At 57.3% G+C, this 21,134-nt stretch carries 21 protein-coding genes and 1 pseudogene; 10 read left to right on the top strand and 12 right to left on the bottom strand.

Features of this window, described 5'->3' with window-relative positions:
* From AC0N03_RS15510 to AC0N03_RS15520, 3 genes and pseudogenes are all read left to right on the top strand, one after another.
* Positions 1-150, top strand: a pseudogene (locus AC0N03_RS15510) (electron transfer flavoprotein subunit alpha/FixB family protein); the annotation flags it as partial.
* Between the two features lie 29 nt (positions 151-179).
* Positions 180-494 carry a Dabb family protein gene (locus AC0N03_RS15515; protein ID WP_474289816.1) on the top strand — a complete coding sequence of 105 codons (315 nt, stop codon included), beginning with the start codon at positions 180-182 and terminating at the stop codon, positions 492-494.
* Positions 491-928, top strand: coding sequence for a GlcG/HbpS family heme-binding protein (locus AC0N03_RS15520; RefSeq protein WP_474289817.1), 438 nt, complete (start codon positions 491-493; stop codon positions 926-928). The genes AC0N03_RS15515 and AC0N03_RS15520 overlap by 4 nt, the downstream gene beginning before the upstream one ends.
* A gap of 7 nt (positions 929-935) precedes the next feature.
* Here AC0N03_RS15520 and AC0N03_RS15525 read toward each other — a convergent pair whose 3' ends face one another.
* The 4 genes from AC0N03_RS15525 to AC0N03_RS15540 are packed head-to-tail and all read right to left on the bottom strand — an operon-like array spanning position 936 to position 4,911.
* Positions 936-1,793, bottom strand: a complete 858-nt coding sequence (locus AC0N03_RS15525) for a sugar phosphate isomerase/epimerase family protein (RefSeq protein ID WP_474289818.1) — start codon at positions 1,791-1,793, stop codon at positions 936-938.
* A gap of 1 nt (position 1,794) precedes the next feature.
* Entirely contained in the window at positions 1,795-2,967 is a 1,173-nt protein-coding gene (locus AC0N03_RS15530) for a dihydrodipicolinate synthase family protein (RefSeq protein WP_474289819.1), read from the bottom strand.
* Positions 2,968-2,983: 16 nt separating this feature from the next.
* Positions 2,984-3,754 (bottom strand): 3-ketoacyl-ACP reductase, encoded by a 771-nt coding sequence (locus AC0N03_RS15535; protein WP_474289820.1) that lies wholly within the window; start codon positions 3,752-3,754, stop codon positions 2,984-2,986.
* Positions 3,751-4,911 (bottom strand): acyl-CoA dehydrogenase family protein, encoded by a 1,161-nt coding sequence (locus AC0N03_RS15540; protein ID WP_474289821.1) that lies wholly within the window; start codon positions 4,909-4,911, stop codon positions 3,751-3,753. Before AC0N03_RS15540 ends, AC0N03_RS15535 begins: the two co-directional genes overlap by 4 nt.
* Positions 4,912-5,081: 170 nt before the next feature.
* Between AC0N03_RS15540 and AC0N03_RS15545 the strand changes: the two genes are divergently transcribed.
* Positions 5,082-6,599 (top strand): acyl CoA:acetate/3-ketoacid CoA transferase, encoded by a 1,518-nt coding sequence (locus AC0N03_RS15545; protein WP_474289822.1) that lies wholly within the window; start codon positions 5,082-5,084, stop codon positions 6,597-6,599.
* A gap of 23 nt (positions 6,600-6,622) precedes the next feature.
* Here AC0N03_RS15545 and AC0N03_RS15550 read toward each other — a convergent pair whose 3' ends face one another.
* Positions 6,623-7,276, bottom strand: coding sequence for a TetR/AcrR family transcriptional regulator (locus AC0N03_RS15550; protein WP_474289823.1), 654 nt, complete (start codon positions 7,274-7,276; stop codon positions 6,623-6,625).
* 151 nt (positions 7,277-7,427) lie between these two features.
* Here AC0N03_RS15550 and AC0N03_RS15555 point away from each other — a divergent pair, with 151 nt between their 5' ends.
* Positions 7,428-8,939: an aldehyde dehydrogenase family protein gene (locus tag AC0N03_RS15555; RefSeq protein WP_474289824.1), complete on the top strand. Its 1,512-nt coding sequence runs from the start codon at positions 7,428-7,430 to the stop codon at positions 8,937-8,939.
* A 2-nt stretch (positions 8,940-8,941) separates the two neighbouring features.
* On the top strand, positions 8,942-10,525 hold the full coding sequence (locus AC0N03_RS15560) for a GMC family oxidoreductase (protein ID WP_474289825.1): 1,584 nt from the start codon (positions 8,942-8,944) through the stop codon (positions 10,523-10,525).
* A gap of 52 nt (positions 10,526-10,577) precedes the next feature.
* Here the strand turns inward: AC0N03_RS15560 and AC0N03_RS15565 are convergent, their stop codons facing one another.
* From AC0N03_RS15565 to AC0N03_RS15585, 5 genes are all read right to left on the bottom strand, one after another.
* Entirely contained in the window at positions 10,578-11,609 is a 1,032-nt protein-coding gene (locus AC0N03_RS15565; protein ID WP_474289826.1) for a zinc-dependent alcohol dehydrogenase, read from the bottom strand.
* A 35-nt stretch (positions 11,610-11,644) separates the two neighbouring features.
* A complete protein-coding gene (locus tag AC0N03_RS15570) occupies positions 11,645-12,586 on the bottom strand; it encodes an ABC transporter permease (protein ID WP_474289827.1) in 942 nt (313 codons plus the stop codon).
* Between the two features lie 13 nt (positions 12,587-12,599).
* Complete coding sequence (locus AC0N03_RS15575) at positions 12,600-14,105, bottom strand: sugar ABC transporter ATP-binding protein (RefSeq protein ID WP_474289828.1); 1,506 nt, start codon at positions 14,103-14,105, stop codon at positions 12,600-12,602.
* Positions 14,106-14,111: 6 nt separating this feature from the next.
* Entirely contained in the window at positions 14,112-15,077 is a 966-nt protein-coding gene (locus AC0N03_RS15580; RefSeq protein WP_474289829.1) for an ABC transporter permease, read from the bottom strand.
* A 69-nt stretch (positions 15,078-15,146) separates the two neighbouring features.
* On the bottom strand, positions 15,147-16,247 hold the full coding sequence (locus AC0N03_RS15585) for a sugar ABC transporter substrate-binding protein (RefSeq protein ID WP_474289830.1): 1,101 nt from the start codon (positions 16,245-16,247) through the stop codon (positions 15,147-15,149).
* 297 nt (positions 16,248-16,544) lie between these two features.
* On the opposite strand from AC0N03_RS15585, the gene AC0N03_RS15590 reads away from it, so the two are divergent.
* Together AC0N03_RS15590 and AC0N03_RS15595 are read left to right on the top strand one after the other, a co-directional pair.
* Positions 16,545-17,366, top strand: coding sequence for an aldo/keto reductase (locus AC0N03_RS15590; RefSeq protein WP_474289831.1), 822 nt, complete (start codon positions 16,545-16,547; stop codon positions 17,364-17,366).
* Positions 17,367-17,392: 26 nt separating this feature from the next.
* A complete protein-coding gene (locus AC0N03_RS15595) occupies positions 17,393-18,427 on the top strand; it encodes an aldo/keto reductase (protein WP_474289832.1) in 1,035 nt (344 codons plus the stop codon).
* A gap of 80 nt (positions 18,428-18,507) precedes the next feature.
* Here AC0N03_RS15595 and AC0N03_RS15600 read toward each other — a convergent pair whose 3' ends face one another.
* Both AC0N03_RS15600 and AC0N03_RS15605 read right to left on the bottom strand, forming a co-directional pair.
* Positions 18,508-19,734, bottom strand: a complete 1,227-nt coding sequence (locus AC0N03_RS15600) for an anion transporter (protein ID WP_474289833.1) — start codon at positions 19,732-19,734, stop codon at positions 18,508-18,510.
* A gap of 150 nt (positions 19,735-19,884) precedes the next feature.
* Positions 19,885-20,064 (bottom strand): hypothetical protein, encoded by a 180-nt coding sequence (locus AC0N03_RS15605; protein WP_474289834.1) that lies wholly within the window; start codon positions 20,062-20,064, stop codon positions 19,885-19,887.
* 7 nt (positions 20,065-20,071) lie between these two features.
* Between AC0N03_RS15605 and AC0N03_RS15610 the strand changes: the two genes are divergently transcribed.
* The gene (locus AC0N03_RS15610) at positions 20,072-20,500 is read left to right on the top strand and encodes a hypothetical protein (protein WP_474289835.1); all 429 of its coding nucleotides are present in this window, start codon (positions 20,072-20,074) and stop codon (positions 20,498-20,500) included.
* Positions 20,478-20,717 carry a DUF2924 domain-containing protein gene (locus AC0N03_RS15615; protein WP_474289836.1) on the top strand — a complete coding sequence of 80 codons (240 nt, stop codon included), beginning with the start codon at positions 20,478-20,480 and terminating at the stop codon, positions 20,715-20,717. The genes AC0N03_RS15610 and AC0N03_RS15615 overlap by 23 nt, the downstream gene beginning before the upstream one ends.
* Positions 20,718-21,134: the final 417 nt, after the last annotated feature.

Here is a 21,134-nt window from a genome sequence, read left to right on the forward strand (position 1 = left end):
GGCGCGATCCAGCATCTGGCCGGCATGAAGGACTCGAAGGTCATCGTCGCCATCAACAAGGACGAGGAAGCTCCGATCTTCCAGGTCGCCGATTATGGCCTCGTCGCCGACCTCTATACCGCCTTGCCGGAATTTCTGTTGGCGATCTGAACACCCGGGCTAAAAGGGAGGAGAGAATTATGGGAAGCGTTTTGCGCCACGTGGTTTTGCTTGGTTTCAAAGAAGAGGTCGCGGACGGCACAATTGCCGAGGCCGTGCGCCGGTTCGCGGCGCTGCGCGATCGGATCGATGACATTGAGGATTTTGAATGGGGAGAAAATGTCAGCCCCGAAATGCTGGCACAGGGGCATTCGCATTGTTTCATGCTAACGTTCACCAGCGTGACGGCACGGGATGCCTATCTGCCGCATCCTGATCATCGCGCTTTTGCCGATTGGGTCGGCCCCCATGTTCAGACTGTAACCGTGATTGACTATTGGACGCAGGAACCATGACAAATTCAGCAACTTTTGAAACACGCCATATTTCCTTCGAGGCGGCGCGCAAGCTGGTCGATCTGGCTATCGGAGCAGCGCGCCAGCGTAATCTGGGCGTGGCCGTGAGCGTGTGTGACAGCGCCGGACATCTGCTGGCCTTCGGGCGGATGGACGGCATCGCGCCAACCATAATCGATTTTGCGCAGGACAAAGCTTTCACAGCCGCCATGACAGGCAAGACAACCAAGGCTTATTTCGAGCATATGTCCGGTGCACCCGAACTGCTTGCAGGTCTTGCCAACCGGCCGCGTCTGATGATCTGGGAGGGCGGACTGCCGATCCGGATCGGCGGGCTACTCCTGGGCGGGATTGGTGTTTCCGGCGCTGCCGGGAACGAGGACGCCGAATGTGCACGCATCGCGCTGGCAGCCCTTGGCGCGGATGTGGGGTGATTTGCGCTCAGCAGCAATCCTGCAGGCGTTCGGCGCAGATTTGCAGCGTCTCTTCCGGCGGGCGGAGCCACCAGTTCCCCGCCGAAAAGATTTCGACTTCTACAGGGCCGTCATATCCGGCCCCTTCCATCATTGCGCGGATGTTGCCGAGTTCGATGACGCCATCGCCCATCATTCCGCGATCGGTCAGAAGGTCGGCGGTGGGCACGAGCCAGTCGCAGACATGGTAAGCGAACAATCTCTTCTCAAGTCCGGCCTCGTCAATGCTCTCACGCAAATGTGGATCCCACCAGACATGATAGACGTCGACGGCAAGTCCAAGCAAGGGCTGGCCCTGCCCGGGAGTCTCGATGGCTCGAATGATGTCCAGCGCCTGACTGATCGTGTTTACGCAGGAGCGATCTCCCGCGTACATGGGATGCAATGGCTCCAGCGCCAGCCGGACGCCGCGCGATCGTGCATGCTCCAGTAAGGCGGCAATGCCGTCCTGTACTTGCGCCCGCGCGGCGCGAATGTTCTTCGATCCATCCGGCAGACTGCCGACCACAAGAACGAAGCAAGCTGCCCCGAGTTCGGCGGCCAGATCAATGGCGTGGATGTTGTCCTCTATGTTGGCCTTCCGCCCGGCCGGTTCGGCAGCCGGAAAATAAGTTGAACGGCAAAGCCCGGAAACCTTGAGTCCGGCATCGCGGATTCGGCGGGCGAGCATTGGCGCGCAATGTCCCTCGATATCCCGGCGCCATGGCGCGATGGCTCCAAAGCCGGCGCGGGCTATGCTATCGATTGTCTCGCCAATCGGCAGCTTGTGGCCGAGCGTGGCGGTATTGATCGAACACAGATCAAGTCGCCCCCTGAGATTTCGCATGTCACGCCCCGAAGCCGTAGAGCCGCAGAAAGTCCCGCATGCGCCTCGTGGCAAGATCGGGCTGGCGCAGCAGACCGGCCTGATCCGCTAAGCGGAAGATATCGACGAAGTAGGGCAAGGGCCGCATGGCCTGCGCCCCCGCAGGCATGATGAAATGGCTCTGAAAACCATTGAGAAAAGCGAGGAAAACGACGCCGGTTTTGTAGAATTGTGTCGGCGAACGGAAAATGTGCCGACTAAGAGGAACGGTAGGGCCTAAAAGCGCGTCATACGTTGCTGTGTCGCCGTTCGCGAGCGCTGCCAGCGCCGCTGAGGCTGCCGGGGCGATCGGATCGAATATTCCCAGTAAGGCATGGCTGAAACCTTGTTCGTCGCCTTTGATCATATCCGGATAATTAAAGTCATCGCCCGTGTACATCCTGACGCCGGCGGGAAGACGCCGCCGCATGCGGATCTCTTTTTCGGCGTCGAGCAGCGAAATCTTGATCCCGTCCACCTTGGCTGCATTCTCATGGATGATGGTCAGACTCGTTTCCAGGGCAGCCGCAAAATCGACCGAGCCCCAGTAGCCACGCAGCGCCGGATCGAACATGTCGCCCAGCCAGTGCAGGATGACGGGCTTATCGCAGGCATTCAGAACTCTGGCATAAACCGTTTCATAGTCACGCGGGGTCTGGGCAAGGCGTGCGAGAGCGCGGCTCGCCATCAGGATTATGCGGCCGCCGTGGTGCTGAATGGCCTCAATCTGCTCCAGATAGGCTCTGATCACGTCATCAAGACTGCGGGCCTGCGAGGGAGCGAGTTGATCGGTGCCTGCGCCTGAAAATATACGGTCGCGTTCGTGCGGCTGTGCCGCCGCCAGCGATTGGCGGATCAGTTCGCGCGCGCTCGGCCAATCCAGACCCATGCCGCGCTGGGCTGTGTCCATGGCCTCCGCTATGCCGACCCCCAGATCAAGCAGATGACGGCGGAACGCGAGCGTCGAAGTCCAGTCCAGCGCGGGCGCAAGAGCTGGCTCGTCTGCTGTAAAAGGGTTTGAAACCACATGCGCCGCTGAAAAGGCGGTGCGGTTGAAGACCGGCGGCGACGAGGGCGCCTGAACCGGCGTTCCGGTGAGATGATATGCGGCCCCTCTGCCATTTGCGTCGGGAAGGGTTATGGTGATGTCGGACATGGAGTAACTCGCAAGGTCAGAAGCGCGGGATCAGCAGGCCGCCATCGGCCTGAAGGATTTGTCCGGTGCAAAAGGCGAACTGCCCCTTAGCCAGAGCCGCACAGATTGAGCCGATGTCGGCAGGCCTGCCGAGGCGTTGCGCCAGTGTCAGTCCTTCGCGGATGCGCTGCTCATAGGTTGCTTTGACGCCAGCCGTCATCGGCGTTTCGATAAGGCCGGGCTGGATTTCGTATGAACCAATGTCCGCCTGCGCAAGGCGGACGGCAAACAGCTTTGCCATCATCGAAGTTGCCGCTTTGGATATGCAATATTCGCCGCGCGCGATAGATGCGGCTTGCGCGTTCGATGATGAAATGGTGATGACGCACCGATGACGGCCGGGAACTCCTTCGCGCGTCAAAGCGCGCTTGGCCCAGGCCTGTGTCAGGAAAAACGCGCCGCGGGTGTTAACAGCCTGACACCTGTCATAAGATTCTGGTGTTACGTCGAGCAGTTCGCCGCGGCTCAATACGGAAACGCCCGCGTTGTTGACGAGTATGTCGATCGGACCCAATGCCGCTTCGGCCTCATCGAGTAGGCGCTGGTGCTGTCGAATGTCGGCTATGTCGGCATAGACGGCCGCATGCGGTGCGCCAAGATTGTCAATTTGCCGCAGCGTTTCGTTGACATCGGAGTCCTCTTCGAGGGCATTGATCGCGACGGCAAAACCGTCTGCTGCCAGCGCTGTGGCGATCCCTCGCCCGATCCCGCGTCCGCCGCCGGTGACAAGAACGGTTCCTGTGCTCACGAGCGTGCTCCGTTCTTGAGCAATTCCCGAGCGATGACGGTACGTTGGATTTGCTGCGTACCTTCGTAAATCTGGCAGATCTTGGCATCGCGATAGAGGCGCTCGACCTCAAAGCCGCGAATGTAGCCTGAGCCACCGAAAATCTGTACGGCATTCGCGGTCTGGGCTACCGCCATGTCGCCAGCAAAACACTTTGCAATCGAACAGGCGGCGTTGGCCGGCAGGTTATTGTCGAGCATGACCGCGGCGCGGTGCACAAGCGCCCGAGCGGCGGTGATTTCCTTCATCATGTCGGCCAGCATCCACTGTAGGCCCTGATTGGATGCGATCATCTGTCCGAATTGCTTGCGCGTCTGCGAATAGTCGAGGGCGGCCTCAAGTCCGGCCTGGGCGATGCCCACGGCGAGCGCGGCAATCCCGACGCGCCCTTTTTCGAGTGCACTCATCATCATGTGGAAGCCGCGCCCTTCAATACCGAGCAAGGCATCATCAGGCAGATCGACGTTATCGAAGTTGAGCGCGCCAACCTGGCTGGCGCGTTGTCCCATCTTGTGTTCTTTGGGGCCGCGCGTCACACCCGGCCCATTCAGAGGCACGATGAAGATCGACATGCCGCGCGTGCCGGCAGCCGGATCAGTGCGTGCCAGTACGAATCCGACGTCTGCGACCGGCGCATTGTGAATCCAGATCTTTTCACCGCTGATCCGCCAGCCGGAGGCGGTGCGGATTGCTGAGGTTTTGATCTGCGAGACATCGGAGCCGGCTTCAGCCTCGGTGATGCAATAGGCGACGCGGGTTTTTGCCGCGATGATATCGGGCAGCCAGCGGTTCTGCTGATCCTTGCTGCCATAGCGGGTCAGAAGTGTACCAATCAGTTCCACTAGGCCGCATTGATCGGCCACCGAGGCATATCCGCGCGCCAGTTCCTCCATGACGATGGCATAACCATAGGCATCCAGGCCGCCGCCGCCGATCTCTGCTGGCACTGAAATGCCAAAGAGTCCAAGCTCTGCCATTTCTGCGTAGAGATCGGCGGGGAATTTTTCTTCCCGGTCCAGCGTCTCGGCGAGCGGCCTTATACGCTCGTCGGCGAATTTGCGCGCAAGGTCCTGGATGTGCCGGTAGGTCTCCGGGTCGTTCTTGGGAATTGGCAGCATTGCGAGTCCTTTATTTGCCGTCCGGCTTGCGCTTTAAGTGTGTGATTTCAGCGCGAAGCCTCTCGACATTTCCTTATTATGTAACTATCTAGTTATTTAGATTCTAAAGCTATGGCCGTCAAGTGGCTTGTTTCGCCACCGGGGCAATGGATCAGGAGCGGGAGGTTTAAGTGCCAAAGAATGTTCATGTTTTTCAGAGCGATATCTGCGCGGAGCAAATCACGGACGGCGCGACGATCGCCATCACCGGTTCCGGTATTTTTCTCGAGGCCGACGAGATATTTGCGGCAATCGAGCGCAGATTTCTTGCAACCGGACACCCGCGCAACCTGACCATCGTCCATGCGTTGGGGGTTGGTGACGGGCGTGGCAGTGGCCTTGGCCGCTTTGCTCATGAAGGTATGGTCAAGCGGGTAATCGGCGGGCACTGGAGTTGGTCGCCGACTATGCAGGCTCTGGCCCAGAGCGGCAGGATCGAGGCCTATTCTTTTCCAGCGGGGGTAATCTCGACTCTGTTGCGGGAAAGCGGCGCGGGCCGACCGGGCGTGATCACCCGTATTGGCCTCGGAACTTTTGCTGATCCATTGGTTGACGGCGGGCGCTGCAATGCGCAGGCACGGGAAGAACTTGTCGAACGGGTTCGGTTTGATGGGCGTGATTATCTGCGTTACAAGCCGCTCCATATCGATTTTGCCATTATCCGCGGCTCAGTCGCGGACCGTTACGGCAACATCTCGCTTTATCGTGAGCCGGCTGATCTCGATTGCCATGTCGTGGCGCTTGCCGCGCATAATTGTGGCGGCAGGGTATTCGCGCAAGTTGAGGAGCAGCGCGCAAGCCGCCAGCTTGCTGCGCGCCTTGTGCGGATTCCTGGCGTATTGGTCGATGGGATCGTGCTGGCGCCGGACGCGAGAAAAACCTACCTTCCTGATTTCGACCCGCATCTGACAGGCGAGGCTTTGCCGGGTTCGAGCGCGGCCAAAACTGCTATCGACCTGCCGCATGGTCTGCGGCGGATCATCGCCGAGCGAGCGATGCGAGAGTTGCACGGCATGCGCTCGGTGAATTTTGGCTTCGGTATTCCGGGTGGTATCCCCGCGCTGGTCAAGAGCCGCGGCGGCGTCGACTACTGGGGTACGGTGGAGCAGGGCATCCACAATGGCGAGATGATGGACGGGCCGATGTTCGGCTCCGCGCGCGATGCCGATTCAATCATCCCCTCGATCGACCAATTTGATTTCTATTCTGGTGGCGGAATTGACGCGGCCTTTCTTGGCATGGGCGAGATGGACGCGTTGGGCAATGTCAATGTCTCGAAAGTGGGCGGACGACTGGTCGGGCCCGGCGGTTTTATCGATATTACGCAGACGGCGCGCAAGGTGGTATTTTGCGGCGCCTTTGAGGCCAAGGGTCTGGACGTGGAGACCGATGCTTCGGGTTTCCTGCGTTTTCAGCGCTATGGCGAGGTGCCTAAATTGGTGGACAAGGTTGAACATATCACGTTCAGCGGCGCGCAGGCGCGCGCCAGCGGGCAGGAGGTGATCTACATCACCGAGCGCGCTGTTTTTCGTCTTGGCGCCGACGGCGTGGAACTTATTGAAATTGCGCAAGGCGTCGATCTTGAACGCGATGTGTTGGCCCGAATGAATTTCATGCCGGTCCTGCGGTTGAAGATCCCTTGCAGCTAAATTTCCATGGAGCGACGCGACCTCTAGTGCCGCCGCACCAGACGCTGGATCGTATCGATGTTAAAGGCGATACGTTCGGCCAGCCGCTCGGGGGTCATGAGGTCGCGGTCGTAGATGAAGCTCCCGGTATAGCGGTTTGTCATGTAGTAATAATTGATCGCCGCTATGGTGATATTGAGTTGTACGGGATCGACATCAGCGCGGAATACGCCTTTCCGGACGCCGCGATCCAGTATGTTTTTGGCGAGATTGATGAAGCCGGGATACTCGGACTTGATGCGCTGCGAATCCTTCAGGTGGCGGGCTTTGTGCAGGTTCTCGCTGTTGACGAGCGGAATGAACTCCGGGTTCTTGAGGTAATAGTTCCATGTGAATTCGACGAGCCGCGTGAGCGCTTCCTCAGGCTCAAGGCTTTCGAGATCGAGTTTGCGCTCCGCCGCTCGGATGGCGAGATATTCTTCTTCGAGCACGGCGGTGAACAATTCTTCTTTGCCGCCGAAATAGTGATAAATCATCCGCTTGTTGGCTTTTGCGCGCTTGGCGATGTCGTCGACGCGCGCTCCGCCAAGACCGAGGCGGGCGAACTCCTTTTTTGCTGCCTGCAGTATGCGCAATCTTGTCGCATCCGCATCGCGCGTTTTGACGGCGGCCTTCTCCGGGGCAATTGTCGTGCTCATTGGTTTTCTCTCCAATTTTTATGGCCGTCCGTCCGAACGTCCTCGCTTCTGTTTAGCAAAATTTTCCCGCTCCCCAAACATCGTTTGATTTTTGTCGGAACGCAATCTATAAATAACTATCCAGTTAGTTATTTTTAAATGAGGTTCAGTCATGGGTGGGACAACGCAGTTGGTGGGTCTGCCGGTACAGCCGGTAAAATATCAGATGTTCATCGACGGCGCCTGGGTTCCGGCGCTGTCGGGCCGGGAGCGGATACGCCAGTCGCCTGCTCATGATGTGCCGGTGTCCGTCGTGCCGCAGGGATCGCGGGAGGATGCGGAGCGGGCGGTAATTGCAGCGCGAAGCGCCTTTGATGACGGACGCTGGTCGCTGCTGCCGGGCGTTCGCCGGGCTGCGGTGCTGCTGGAGGCAGGCCGGCTCATCCGGCTAAACCGCGACCGTATCGCTCTGGCCGAGACGCTCGAGTCGGGCAAGCCGATTACGCAATCCCGTGGCGAGGTCGAGGCCGCTGCGGGGATATTCGAATATGCGGCAGGCATCGCGCGCGCGCTTCACGGCGATTCGTTCAATAATCTTGGTGAGACTATGTTCGGGCTGGTGACGCGGGAGCCCATTGGTGTCGTTGCGGTAATCACGCCATGGAATTTTCCCTTTTTCATTTTGTGCGAGCGTATTCCATTCATTTTGGCGGCGGGTTGCACGGTTGTCGTCAAGCCGAGCGAACTGACATCCGCCTCAACGCTGCTTCTGGCTGAAATTCTTGCCGAGGCCGGTTTGCCTTCCGGCGTTTATAACGTGGTCACCGGGCCCGGATCCGAGGTCGGCAGTCATCTGGCGGAACACGATCTGGTTGATATGATTTCGTTTACCGGCTCGACGGAAGTAGGACGCGGAGTGCTCAAGGCCGCAGCGGGCAATATGAAAAAGATCGGCCTTGAACTGGGCGGCAAGAATCCGCAGGTTGTCTTCGCGGATGCTGATCTTGATGCCGCAGCCGATGGCGTCGTCTTCGGGCTGACGTTCAATGCGGGGCAATGTTGCGTTTCAGGCAGTCGTCTTGTAGTTGAGCGCAAAATCGCGGATCGGTTCGTGGCCAAGCTGGTGGAGCGCATCGCGAACCTCAGAATAGGCGATCCTCTTGATCCGGAAACGCAGGTCGGCGCCATTGTCGATCCTCGCCAATTTGACAAGATTCTTGGGCTGATTGAGGAGGGGCGTAAGGATGGGGCCAATCTTGTCTGCGGCGGCGAAGCTGTGAAAGCGGAGCGAGGTAAATTCATCAAACCGACTGTTTTCACCGACACCCACCGTGGTATGTCGATTGTCCGGGAAGAAATTTTTGGGCCGGTTCTGTCTGTTTTGCAATTTGATTCGTTCGATGAGGCGGCGCGAATCGCCAATGACACGTGTTTTGGGCTTGCGGCCAGCATCTGGACAACCGATCTGAACAAGGCAATGCAGATGGTGCGTTCCGTCAAAGCCGGCAGGGTCTGGGTGAATTGTACGCTGGCCGGCGGTCCGGAATTGCCCATCGGCGGATTCAAGCAATCTGGCATGGGTCGCGAGACAGGCATTTATGGCGTTGAGGAATATACTGAGGTCAAATCGACACATATCGAACTTGCCGGTCTCGATCGCCTTGCGCGCGCTGGTGGAGCTTAGCCATGAAGGCTGATTACATCATTGTTGGCGGCGGCTCCGCTGGCTGCGTGCTTGCCGCGCGTCTGTCCGAGCAAAGGGATGTCAGCGTTCTGCTGCTGGAAGCGGGTCCGGCTGACCGCAACCCTTATATTCACTTGCCTGTCGGTTTCTATAAAATGACTTCCGGGCCGCTGACATGGGGGCTGAAGACGGTGCCGCAGAAGCACGCGATGAACCGTGAGATTCCCTATGCGCAGGCGCGCGTGCTGGGCGGCGGCGGATCGATCAATGCGGAAATTTACACGCGCGGCTGTCCAGAAGATTACGATACCTGGGCCGCAAAATATGGCTGCGAGGGCTGGGCGTTCGATGATGTCAGGCCTTATTTTCTGAGATCTGAGGATAACGATACCCTGTCCGGGTCTTGGCATGGCACGGGCGGCCCGCTGGGCGTCTCCAGTCTCGCGCCGCCGCACAAGCTTACCCGCGCGTTTGTGCAATCGTGCCAGCAGATCGGCATGCCTTATAATGCCGATTTCAACGGGCCCGAGCAGGATGGCGCAGGTCCCTATCAGCTCACCGTGCGCCACGCGCGGCGCTGCTCGGCGGCGGTTGGCTATCTGCGGCCCGCTCTGCGTCGCGCCAATCTCACGCTCAAAACCGGCGCACAGGTCTCGAGGGTCATATTCGAGCAGCAGCGCGCGGTCGGCGTTGAGATCATCGAGAATGGCCGTCCGGCTATTTTGCGCGCGGAAAGGGAAGTCATACTCGCCAGCGGCGCCATTGGCACGCCGAAACTGCTGATGCTGTCCGGCGTTGGGCCGGCAGACCACCTGCGCCAACTTGGGATTGAGGTTGTTCTCGATCAGCCCGAAATTGGTAAGAATTTACATGATCATTATGGCGTCGATATCGTTTATGAACTGAACGGACCGCACAGTCTCGACAAATATGGCAAACCGCTATGGATGGCCTGGGCGGGGCTGGAATATCTGCTGTTCCGCAAGGGGCCGGTCGCCTCGAATATCGTTGAGGGCGGCGCGTTCTGGTATGCGGACAAAAACGAGCCGACGCCCGATCTGCAGTTTCATTTTCTGCTTGGTGCGGGCGTTGAGGCGGGTGTGCCTAAAATCGTATCCGGCGCCGGAGTCACGCTGAATTCCTACACGCTCCGGCCGAGGGCGCGGGGTTCTGTGACGTTACGCTCGTCCAATCCATTCGACATGCCGGTCATTGATCCTAATTTTCTGGGAGACGACTATGACCTGCGTGTTTCGGCGGAAGGCGTGCGGATCAGCCGCGATATCCTGAATCAATCGGCTATCGGCAAATATATCCGCAAGGAGCATTTCCCGGGAGAAAGAGTGCGCACGCAGGCGGATTTCGAAACCTACGCCCGCCAGTTCGGACGAACCTCCTATCATCCTGTCGGCACCTGCCGGATGGGCGGCGATCCGGCCTCTGTCGTCGATCCGAACCTGAGGGTGAGAGGTCTTGCCGGGCTGCGCGTCAGCGACAGTTCGATCATGCCGCAGCTTGTGAGCTCGAATACAAACGCCCCCACCATCATGATCGCCGAGAAGGCCAGCGATCTGATCAGATCATGAAGAAGCCGGGCGCGAGCCCGGCCGGTTTGTTCACAGACCTGTTTACCGCTATTCAGATTGCGATCTGCAATTTGAACAACTCCGGGCGGCGCATGAAATCTTCGAGCGCCGCCTGCAGGCCTTCGAGAGGCCGGACGTGGGCCACAAAGGGCGATGTGTTGATGCGGCCCAGTGCGAGAAGCGCCAGCGCCTGATGCATATCCTCTCCCATGCCGGCAACCGACCCCTGTATACGCCATTCCTTGAGGACGATCTCAAGCGGGGAAACTGAGAGTCGCGCCTCAGGCGGTGTAATGCCGAAGGCAGCCAGCGTTCCACCGGGACGCAGGAGCGTGAAGGCGTTGTCATACAGTGCGGTCTTGCCGACACTTTCAATGACGATGTCTGCGCCGCGCCCGTCAGTGGCCGTTAGAACTATGTCCTGTAATATATTGGGATTGCTCAGCGCAATGTCGGCGCCACACGCGCGGGCAAGAGAGGAGCGCGCAGGATCAAGATCAAAGGCAATAATCGGTCCGGCGCCGAGAGTACGGGCAAGCTGCACGTGCAGATTTCCGATCGGGCCTGCGCCCAATATGACAACGCTTTGCGCGAGTCCCAGACCCATTTTTTTCGCGGCGCGCACCACGCAGCTCAATGGCTCGGCAAGCACTGCGACTTCGCTGGGCATGGCCTGCGGCACGGCAATGACATTACGCGCTGGAACTGCGACATATTCGGCAAAGGCGCCGTTGCAATGAATGCCGATCTGCTCAACATGCTTACAGTTTAGGATTTCGTTTCGCCTGCAGTAAAAGCAGGTGCCGCAACCTTTATTGATGTCGGCAATCACTCTTTGGCCGGGCTGCAAAGCTGTAATGTCTGCTCCGATTTCTGCGATATGGCCGACAAATTCATGGCCCATGACCAGCGGCAGGCGCTCACGCGCATAATGCCCGTTGAAGATATGCAGGTCAGTGCCGCAAATGCCGCACCTTTCCACTTTGATGAGAACTTCGCCGGGCCTGCACTCCGGTCTGGGGATCGTCTGCAGGCTGACGCTGCCCGGAGCGGTCAGCACGGCGGCGCGCATGGTTTTGGGCATGGGTTGCTCCGTTGGGCGCGGGTTTTGTCCCGGTTTTACTTGACGACGGCCAGTTTCGATCGATCGATTGTCAAGGCGATCGCGATGATCAGGATCAGGCCGAACACCACTTGTTGTGCCTGTGCCGGAATTTCGAGATAGACCATCCCCGTGCGTATGACGGCCACGATCATGGTTCCGATGAACGTGTTCATTACTCCGCCGACGCCGCCCGTCAGCGGTGTTCCGCCAATCAGAACTGCGACAATCGCCGGAAGCAGCAGGCCTGAGGCTAGTGTCGGCGATCCGCCAGAGAGCTTGACCGAAAACAATAGACCCGCCATGGCGGCCAGCATTCCCGAGAGACCGTAGGCGATGATCTTGAAGCGTTCGGTCCTGATGCCGGAGGCGATCGCTGCCGGCTCTCCGGCGCCGGTGGCTTTCAGAACACGGCCAAGCACCGTGCGCTTTTGCAAGAACAGGGCAAGACCCAGCAGAATGAGGCCGATAACGGCTTCATTTGGAATGGACAGAGTGGTCTGGGTAATCCAGCCCAGATATTCGCCGCGGAGTTGCGCATCCATGAACAGGGCGCGCTGGCCTGACGCATACTGCCCGATAGACAGGGCGACGCCGCCGGTTGCCAGAGTGGCGATGAACGAAGGCACGCGCAGCGTGTTGGAGACATATCCCGAAAACAGGCCAAAGATCAGGCCGACGGCTAGTGCGCCCGGAGCCACCCAAAACCCGAGTTTTGGCAGGCCGAGGGTCACCAGAACCGTGGTCATGTTGGCGAGCGATTGAACAGAAAGATCGATCCCGCCGATATAAATGACAAAGGTGATGCCCAGCGCCATGATGAAGAGCGTTGTCACATCAGCCATCATTTCGACAAGATGCGGAACGGTGAGGAACTTGACGTCGAGCAGGCCGATAACAGCCAGCAACACGATCAGCGTGATCCAGGGAAAATGTGCGCGCAGGCGTTCGTGTTTCATCGCCGTCTCCGGTTCAGATCATGTAGTGAATGAGGTCGTAAAGGCTCGGCTTTTCGCCGTTCTTGCAGTCGAACCATTTCTGGATCCGACCGTCTTTCATGACGGCGATCGTATGCGAAAGTCCGATTGCTTCTTCCAGCGTATCCGCAATAAGGATCACGCCGCAGCCGTCCGCGCACATTTCCCGGACCATGTCATAAACATCTTCCTTGGCGCCGATGTCGAGACCGCGGGTCGGATGGTCCAGAAGGATGATGTCAGCTTTTGAGGCCCGCCATTTCGCCAGAACGACTTTCTGCTGGTTTCCGCCCGATAGCTTGCCTGCGTCCACATCAATGGATGGCGTCTTGATTGACAGGCGCTTGACCCATCCTTGTGCGAGCTCGCGTTCCTTCGAGCTGTTGAGCACGCCGGCGCGGGCATAATTTTTCAGCTGCGGCAGCGTGATATTCTCGAAAATATTCATGCCGCCGACGATACCTTCAATTTTTCGCTCGCGCGGAATGTAGCCGATACCATGCGCAACGCCCTGTGCCGAACTGAACTGGCGTATCTTCTCCCCTTTGACGGTCAGCGTTCCGCTGCTGGGCCGGTCAAGCCCGAAGATCGCGCGGATGATTTCCTCGTTGCCGCAATCCTCTACACCGACAAGAGAAAGCACTTCTCCAGCGTGCAGCTTCAGGGAAATGTCGCTGAACTTGGCTGCATGCGAGAGATTGACAGCTTCAAGCAATGGCTTTGTCTCAACATAAGGCCTTTGCTGCTCCTCGCGGTAATATTGTTTGTTGATCGAACGTCCGACCATTTTATGCTGAATGGCCTCGACGTCCGCCTTATCCGCATCAACGACGTCCACCACTTCGCCGTCGCGCAACACATAGATGCGATCGGAAATTTCGATGATCTCATCGAGCCGGTGTGAAACGAATATGAAGGATGCCCGGCTGCGCAAGTCGCGGATGAGATTGAACAGCAGGCTGACTTCGTCCTTGGAAAGGACGGATGTTGGCTCGTCGAGCAGGATGACGAGGCTGCCGCTGACGCGCGACTCAAGCGTAAGAACCTTGGCGAGTTCAACGAGTTGTCTTTGCGAAAAGGACAGGGCGGCGGTGGTGGTTGTCGGATCGATGTCGAGACGTACCTTCTGCAATTGCTTGCGTGCGGCGGCCGCCATCCGCGAGCGGTTTATTACGCCAAACCGGACGAATTCCGACTCGAAACCCAGAAAGATGTTTTCCATCACAGACAGGTTGGGGATCAGCGATTGCTCCTGAAACACCATGCCGATCCCGCTCATCATCGCTTCTCGCGGGTTGGCAAACCGGGTGGGTTTGCCATCGATCAGCACTTCGCCGCCGTCATGTTGGTAGGCGCCGTAAATGACCTTCATCAACGTGGACTTGCCGGCGCCGTTTTCTCCGACAAGACCGACGATCTCGCCGCGGCTGACTTTGAAATCAATGGATTTCAGAGCCCTGACGCCGGGAAAGTTCTTTTCAACTTTCTTGAATTCAAGCATGGCGGCTCACTTCACGTATAACATCGCTTTGCGATTGGTTGAAAGGATCACGGCGGCGATCACCAGCAATCCCATGACGCCGTCCTGCACATAGCTGGGCAGGCCCATGACGATCATGCCGTTGTTGATGACATTGACGGTGAGCACGCCGACAAGTGTGTTCCACACGCCGCCGTTGCCACCCATAAGCGACGTGCCGCCCACAACGACGGACGTGATTGATACGAACATGAGGTTGGCGCCGGTGATGGATTCCGCAATGCCGATGCGTCCGACGGCGAGAATGGCTCCGATGGCATATAGAACGCCAGCAAGGGTGAAGCCAATGATGCGCACCCGCTTCACGTTCAGGCCAGAGGCATGGGCGAGGTCCTCTCCGCCGCCCACCGCATAGAAGTTGCGCCCGATTGTCATATTGCGCTGGATGAACCAGGCCAGCGCCGTGACTGCGAGCGCAACATAAACCATCAGCGGAAAATTGAGGATGCGGTAGGTCAGGAGAGAACGGAAAGCCGGATCGTCAATGCGGATGCGGTCCCCGCCGGTGAGCAGAATTGTCAGCCCGGTCCCGATAAAACCCATCGACAGGCTGGCCATGAAGGATGGGATTTTCAATTTGACATGGGCGATGCCGTTGACGAGGCCGAATAATCCGCCGGCGACCAGCGCGGCTGGTATTGCCAGCCAGGCGCGGCTGCCTAGCGTTCCGCCCAGTTTGGTAAAAATCATGGCAAAAGTTACAGCCGAAAAGGCGACCGTTCCTTCCATCGACAGATCGATGGAGCCCATGACGATAATGAAAGTGACGCCGACAGCCACGATGAGTGTCGGAGCTGCCACGATCGACATGCGGGCAAAATTATTCGTGGTCAGGAAATTGGGGTTGACGAGCGAGAAGAGCGCAATGAGGCCGATAAGAACGAGGGTCGGCGCCCATTGCATCAGCCGGCTCTGGCCATGAGAACTATGCATGTTGATTGCCCGGACTTGACGATCGAGGAAAGAGCGGGATGGCCCAGGTCGGAGCCACCCCGATCAGGTTCAGGATCTGTATTTGATCGGGCCGGTCGTCGGGCCCCAGAAGTCCTTCCAATTATAGGTCGGGACATTGTCGATATATTTTTTCTTGAAGTCCTGCGCATCCTTCTGGGTGACGAGGATTGTCGGTCCGTAGAATTCGCGGTGTTCCTTTGGTTCCTTGGAGGGCTTGAACACACCGGTTGCTGCATAATAGGAAAGAGCAGAGGTAATGCCGCCGCCCCAATGCGGATTGGTGAAGACAGTCGCAAGCAGATCGCCCTTGATCACGAGATCGGTTGCCTGCGGGTTGCCGTCATAACCCACGACCGGCAGCTTGCGCCCTTCGCCGCGCAGAGCTTCGAGGACGCCATAGGAGATTGTGTCATTGGCGCAGAAAACGCCGGTGATCTTTTCTCCGAAACGGGTGAGGAACCCTTCCATGATCTGGTTGGCTTTCTGCGTGTCCCAATCAGCGGCCTGATAGTCGAGCAATTCGATGTTGGGGTAGGCCTTCAGCGCGTTCAGCAGCCCCTGCTTGCGCTCGATCGCTGGATTATTGGAGGCGATGCCGCCAAGTCCCACAATGGCGCCCTTGCCACCCATGGCTTCGAACAGAATGCGTGCCGTCTGTTCAGAGGGGCCGACATCCGACCAGGTCATGTGCGATACGTAATTGTCGCCGAAGTCCCAAGGATGCAAATCGTCGGTCTTGTTCCAGATGGTCGAAACATATGCGCCGGCCTTGGCGCAGGCTTCCACGACAGGGCGGCAGTTTGGCGCATCATTCGTGTCTATGGCCAGCGCGAGCTTGCCGTTGGTCTTCGCGAGGAGAGCCTTGACGTCGGTCAGCGACTTTTCAGAGCTGCCCTCGTTGATAAGATTAATGAGATCCTCGTTCTTCAGGCCGATAGAGCGTACGAATGCCTCGCCGCCGGAGACGATCTGGTTCCAATAGGGGTTGGTCCGGTTGCGGTAGCTCCAGGCCAATGCGGGTCTGTCGGCCGCGCGGGCAGGCGAGAGAGCGCCGGCGGCAGCCGTGCCGATGAGCCCGTAGGCCCCTGCCAGCAGCAGATTGCGGCGGTTGATTGTTTCCTGCTCAATGAAATTCTTGATGAATGACATGCTTTCCTCCTTGTTCGCAGTCTGTGCACTGACTCTTCGGGGCGGAGCCAACGGAATTCCGGCAGGTTGTGTATGCCGGAACTTCTTATTTAATGCACTAACTGGTTACTTCATTAGCAGAGTTTTTCCTTTTGACAATAGGAAATATGGCGGTTGCCCTCCGGGCGCGCGGCGAACCCCAATTGCGGTGAAAAGTTTTTTGTTGTAACTAACGATTTAGTTATTTAAAATGCATATTAGTAAGCCTTCGCTGTGGCTTGGTCGGCTTATATCGTCGCGAAAATAATGGGGGAGGATGTGACAAATATCTATTTTCAGAAAAATTTTCAGCGCGGGTTCGGTACGTTTCCGCTGAAGGGCACCGAATTGCGCAATGCGCTGACTATCGCGCTTGATGTTGGCTACCGCGCCATTGATACGGCGCAGATGTATGCCAACGAGGCCGAGGTCGGCGATGTGCTGGCACAGAGCGGCGTAGCCCGGCAGGACCTATGCTTGACGACAAAGGTGCATCCGGACAATTTCGACGGTGAAAGGTTTTTTTTATCGGTCGAATCCAGTCTCAAAGCGCTGAGAGTTGATTATTTGGACGTGCTGCTGCTGCATTGGCCGCCAGCAAATGGCGACGTCGCGCCGTCGTTGCGGCTTCTCGCCGAGGCCCGACGCCGTGGGTTGACGCGCAATATCGGTGTCAGCAATTACACCGCAGCCATGATGCGCATTGCTAAAACGCTGATCGAGGAACCGCTGGTCATCAATCAGGTCGAATTTCATCCCCTTCTCGATCAGACCAAGCTGCTGCAGGCGGCAAGCGAAACGGGCATTCCTTTGTCGTCCTATTGCTCAGTGGCGCGCGGCGAAGTCTTCCGATATCCGGTATTTGCAGAAATCGGCAATGGCTATGGCAAGAGCGCGGCTCAGGTGGTGCTGCGTTGGATTTTGCAGCGCGGTCTGTGCATCAATACGATGTCGACCCGGCGCGAAAACATCGAGGCCAATTATGAGGTGATGGATTTCACGCTGAGCAGTGTCGATATGGATCGGATCAATGCCATGACGACGATCGGATATCGTATCGTCGACAGGAATCTCGTGCCTTGGGCTCCGGCCTGGGATTGAATTTATTATTCGTAAAGGACGCAAAAATGAATCCTCAGCAAAAAAATCAGTTTGGGCGCGTTGATTTGAAGGTCACTGCTTTTTCCTTCGGGACAGCGCCGATCGGCAATATTTTCAGGCCGATTTCGGAGCAGGACGCGGATGCTATGATCCAGACAGCCTGGAATTCGGGAATTAGATATTTCGATACAGCGCCCATGTATGGTCATGGACTTGCTGAACTGCGCACCGGGCAGGGACTGCGGTGGAAGAACCGCGATGATTTTGTGTTGTCCTCAAAGGTTGGGCGGGTTTTAACGCCTGCGCCGCGCGCGTCGATCGATTTTGCGCCCTGGGTTGATGCCGCGCCGTTCGCCATGCATTTCGATTACACTTATGATGGCACCATGCGCGCCTTCGAGGATTCGCTTCAACGTCTCGCGTTGGAGCGGATGGATATTTGTTTCATCCACGACATTGATGTCTTCACCCGCGGCAAGGACCAGCCGGAAGTGTTCCGGCAGGCCATGGATGGTTGCTGGAAAGCTTTGGAGAGCCTGCGCAGCCAGAAACTGGTCAAGGCAATTGGTGTTGGCGTCAATGAATGGGAAGTCTGTCATGAGGCGCTGAAGCAGCGCGATTTCGACTGCTTCCTGCTGGCCGGGCGATATACCTTGCTGGAGCAGGACGCACTCAACGAATTTTTGCCTTTGTGCGAGCGGCGCGGCGTGGCTGTTGTTGTCGGCGGCGGGTTCAATTCCGGCATTCTGGCAACGGGGGCAAAGGCTGGGGCTAAATATAATTATGCTCCTGCGCCCCAGTCCATAATGGAGAAAGTGGCAAAAATGGAGGCGGTTTGCGCGGAATTCGGTGTCCCGCTGGCAGCCGCGGCTTTGCAATTTGTCGTTGCGCATCCGGCGGTTCCGTCCTTTATCGCCGGTACGCGAACCGTGGAGCAGCTCCGGCAGAATCTTGACTGGTTCGCGCATCCGATCCCGGCGCAATTCTGGTCTGAACTCAAGCGCAAGGGCTTGCTGCGCGAAGATGCACCGACACCCTGTGACGTGCTCCCAATAAATTAGTCCATTTAGAACTGTAATTTTCCACTTATGATCCCTGATAGGACAGAGGAGAGTTCCGACGACAGCAACGATTTTGCTGGCTACGGCGCCAATGCCAGCCAAGCTGTGCCGCCCAAGAGCGTGATTAGTGTCAATGGCAGGCCAACCTTGAAGTAAGTGCCGAAGCTCAACGGTGCCCCGGCGGCTTTGGCATGTTCGGCGACGATAAGATTGGCAACAGATCCCAGAAGCGTGAAATTGCCAGCCAGGGTCGAACTCATGGCAATGATAAGCCATGCGCGTTTCGGATCCCCGAGGCCTGATATGAATGGCTTGAGTGCCAGCACTGCCGGCACGTTGCTCAGGATATTCGACAGGACGGCCGTGAAGCCCGACAGCCGCCAGGCATCGTCGAGTCCCAGCCCCTTCGCAGAGGCAACGATGTCCGGTGTGAGCAGGACGCGCTCTGCACCAGCAACGACGACGAACAGGCCAGCAAACATGAACAATAGTGGTCCATCAATCTCTCGATAAATTCTTGCGGGCTTGATGGAGCGGGTGAAGAGCAGAAATGCGCCGCCGATGAGTGCAGCCTTGGCTACCGGGACGCCTGCAAAAAAGGCTATCGCGAGGACAATGCACACGAACATGGATTTAAACATCTGGCGGCGATGCGTTCGATCTCGGCGTACTAAGGGTTGCAACTCAACGGTTTGAGTGAATTCTGCGCTATAAATAATGCGGATGATGACGATTACGGCCGTTAACCCGAACAGTGCGACCGGCGCAAGCGCAGCTGTGAACGCCGGATAGGAAATTCCGGAGAGTGCTCCGATGACCATATTTTGGGGATTCCCAGTGATTGTCGCCACGCTGCCGCAATTTGAGGCTGTCGCAGTTGCGATAAGGTAGGGAACAGGGTTGCGATTGATGGAACGCGCCACGTGCACGACGATCGGTGTCATAACTAAGCAAATTGCGTCATTGACAAGGAATGCTGACAGGATTCCAGTCAAGATCGTCACGACCGCGAGAAGGGCGAATGGCGCATGCGCGTGGCGTATGGCTAAGTTGCCGAGGCTGCGGAATGCTCCTGACACTTTCAGATGTGCAACTACGATCATCATTCCGAGCAGAAGGGTTATCGTATTAAAGTCGATGGCGCGATAAGCTTCCTCCATGGTGAGGGCTCCTATCGCAATCATCGCCGCGCCGCCAAGAAACGCGATCCCTGCACGATCAAGTCTCAACCACGGAATGCGTCCCACAGCAACGCCGCCATATGTCAGAACGAGGATTATGAGCGCAAGCGCCTTAGTCAAAGTCATTGAGTCCAAGTTTCTCGAAAAGGTGTCCAGGCGGATACAGCCAACAAATTTCAATGGGGTCAAGCCAACTAAGTTGATCGGTGCCCTGAGACTCGAATCTCTGTCTGACTTCTGGGAGCTGAGCAGGGATCATGGTTTGATTTCTTCGGTTCACATGTCGACGCAATTCGATTGGACTTTGTCCGTGAACAGAGCGTAGCTGTCTTCGAGGCGGAAGCGATATCTGGCCGCGCTACACCTAGCAGGCTGATGCCATTGCGGGGTCGTGTTGGTGACAGCGGATGCTGTCGCAGCATCTGGAGCCAGAACAATATCCAAGATCACAAACATTCAAACCATGATCCTCATTGATGCCGCGTCGCGTGAAGATGGCGCGGCCATTGTGCCGTGGCCGATGGGTGCGGTACGTTTGGTGGATTTAGCCGAAAACCTTCTCCTGGAAAAGCTGATGCGGGAGCGCGCGGCGGAACCCGGCATCCCTGCTTGGCGCCGGACTGAGAATGGGCGCGTGATCAGCCTCGTGATTACGCGAACAGGTCGCAGGTTGGTCCACAGCCTGCATGGGGCAAAGGCTGCCGCAGAAACCGACAGCGAGGTCTTGGATCGGAAGGATCAACGGCTGCAGAACGCAATGCGGCTTACCTTGGCGCCTGAGCCTTTATCATCTCTGCCGACATCGTCCAAGCCTGCATCGTCCAGCGCGGCACCGTCGACGTCGGCGGTCGGCGAGAGCGCGGGCGCTGTTGGCCGCGCATGCAGAACTTAAACCGGGGACAGGGGGCGCATCCACCGCTCGGCCCGATCTGTCCGGACCGAGATCGGGTAGCGTGCTGGTGCGCGAACATGCAAGGGTTTATCAGCGGGTTGCGGTTCTCGATCAGGGCTATCTCTGGAATGATAAAACCTTCGGCAGCCTCTCGTCGGTTGCCCGGGCGATTACCGGCACCAATTGGAAAGGTCGGCGCTTCTTCGGTCTTGATTAGCCTGTCGGCAAGACCAAGGGGCTGGTGCAATCATCGTCCGCAAGTCGCGGGCCAGTACCGGCGAGGTCGAGAGTGCGGGAAAGAACAAATTGTGATAATTCTATTCCCTAACCTGAAATAAGGTTAGGGAATTATCCCGAAAAACATAATCATTTCAATGGAGATTTTATGAAGTGGTGGTGGACGCAGTACTATCGAGGTGCGTCTTTGGCCTAAAATTCCCTGTTAACAGGGAAAAAACAGGGAAAATTTCAATTTTTTGAGGCCAATTTGGCCAAATTATCTGAATTTAGCGCGATATTTCAGTGAGTTAATAGTTTTTTTCGTGAAAAAATAACAGGGAATTTATTTTATCTTATCAGGGAACAGCCTTGGCCGTTCAGGGAACGCCAGGTGACGTAACAGTATTAATTTCCT

Source organism: Methylocystis sp. sgz306128, from assembly GCF_056032725.1.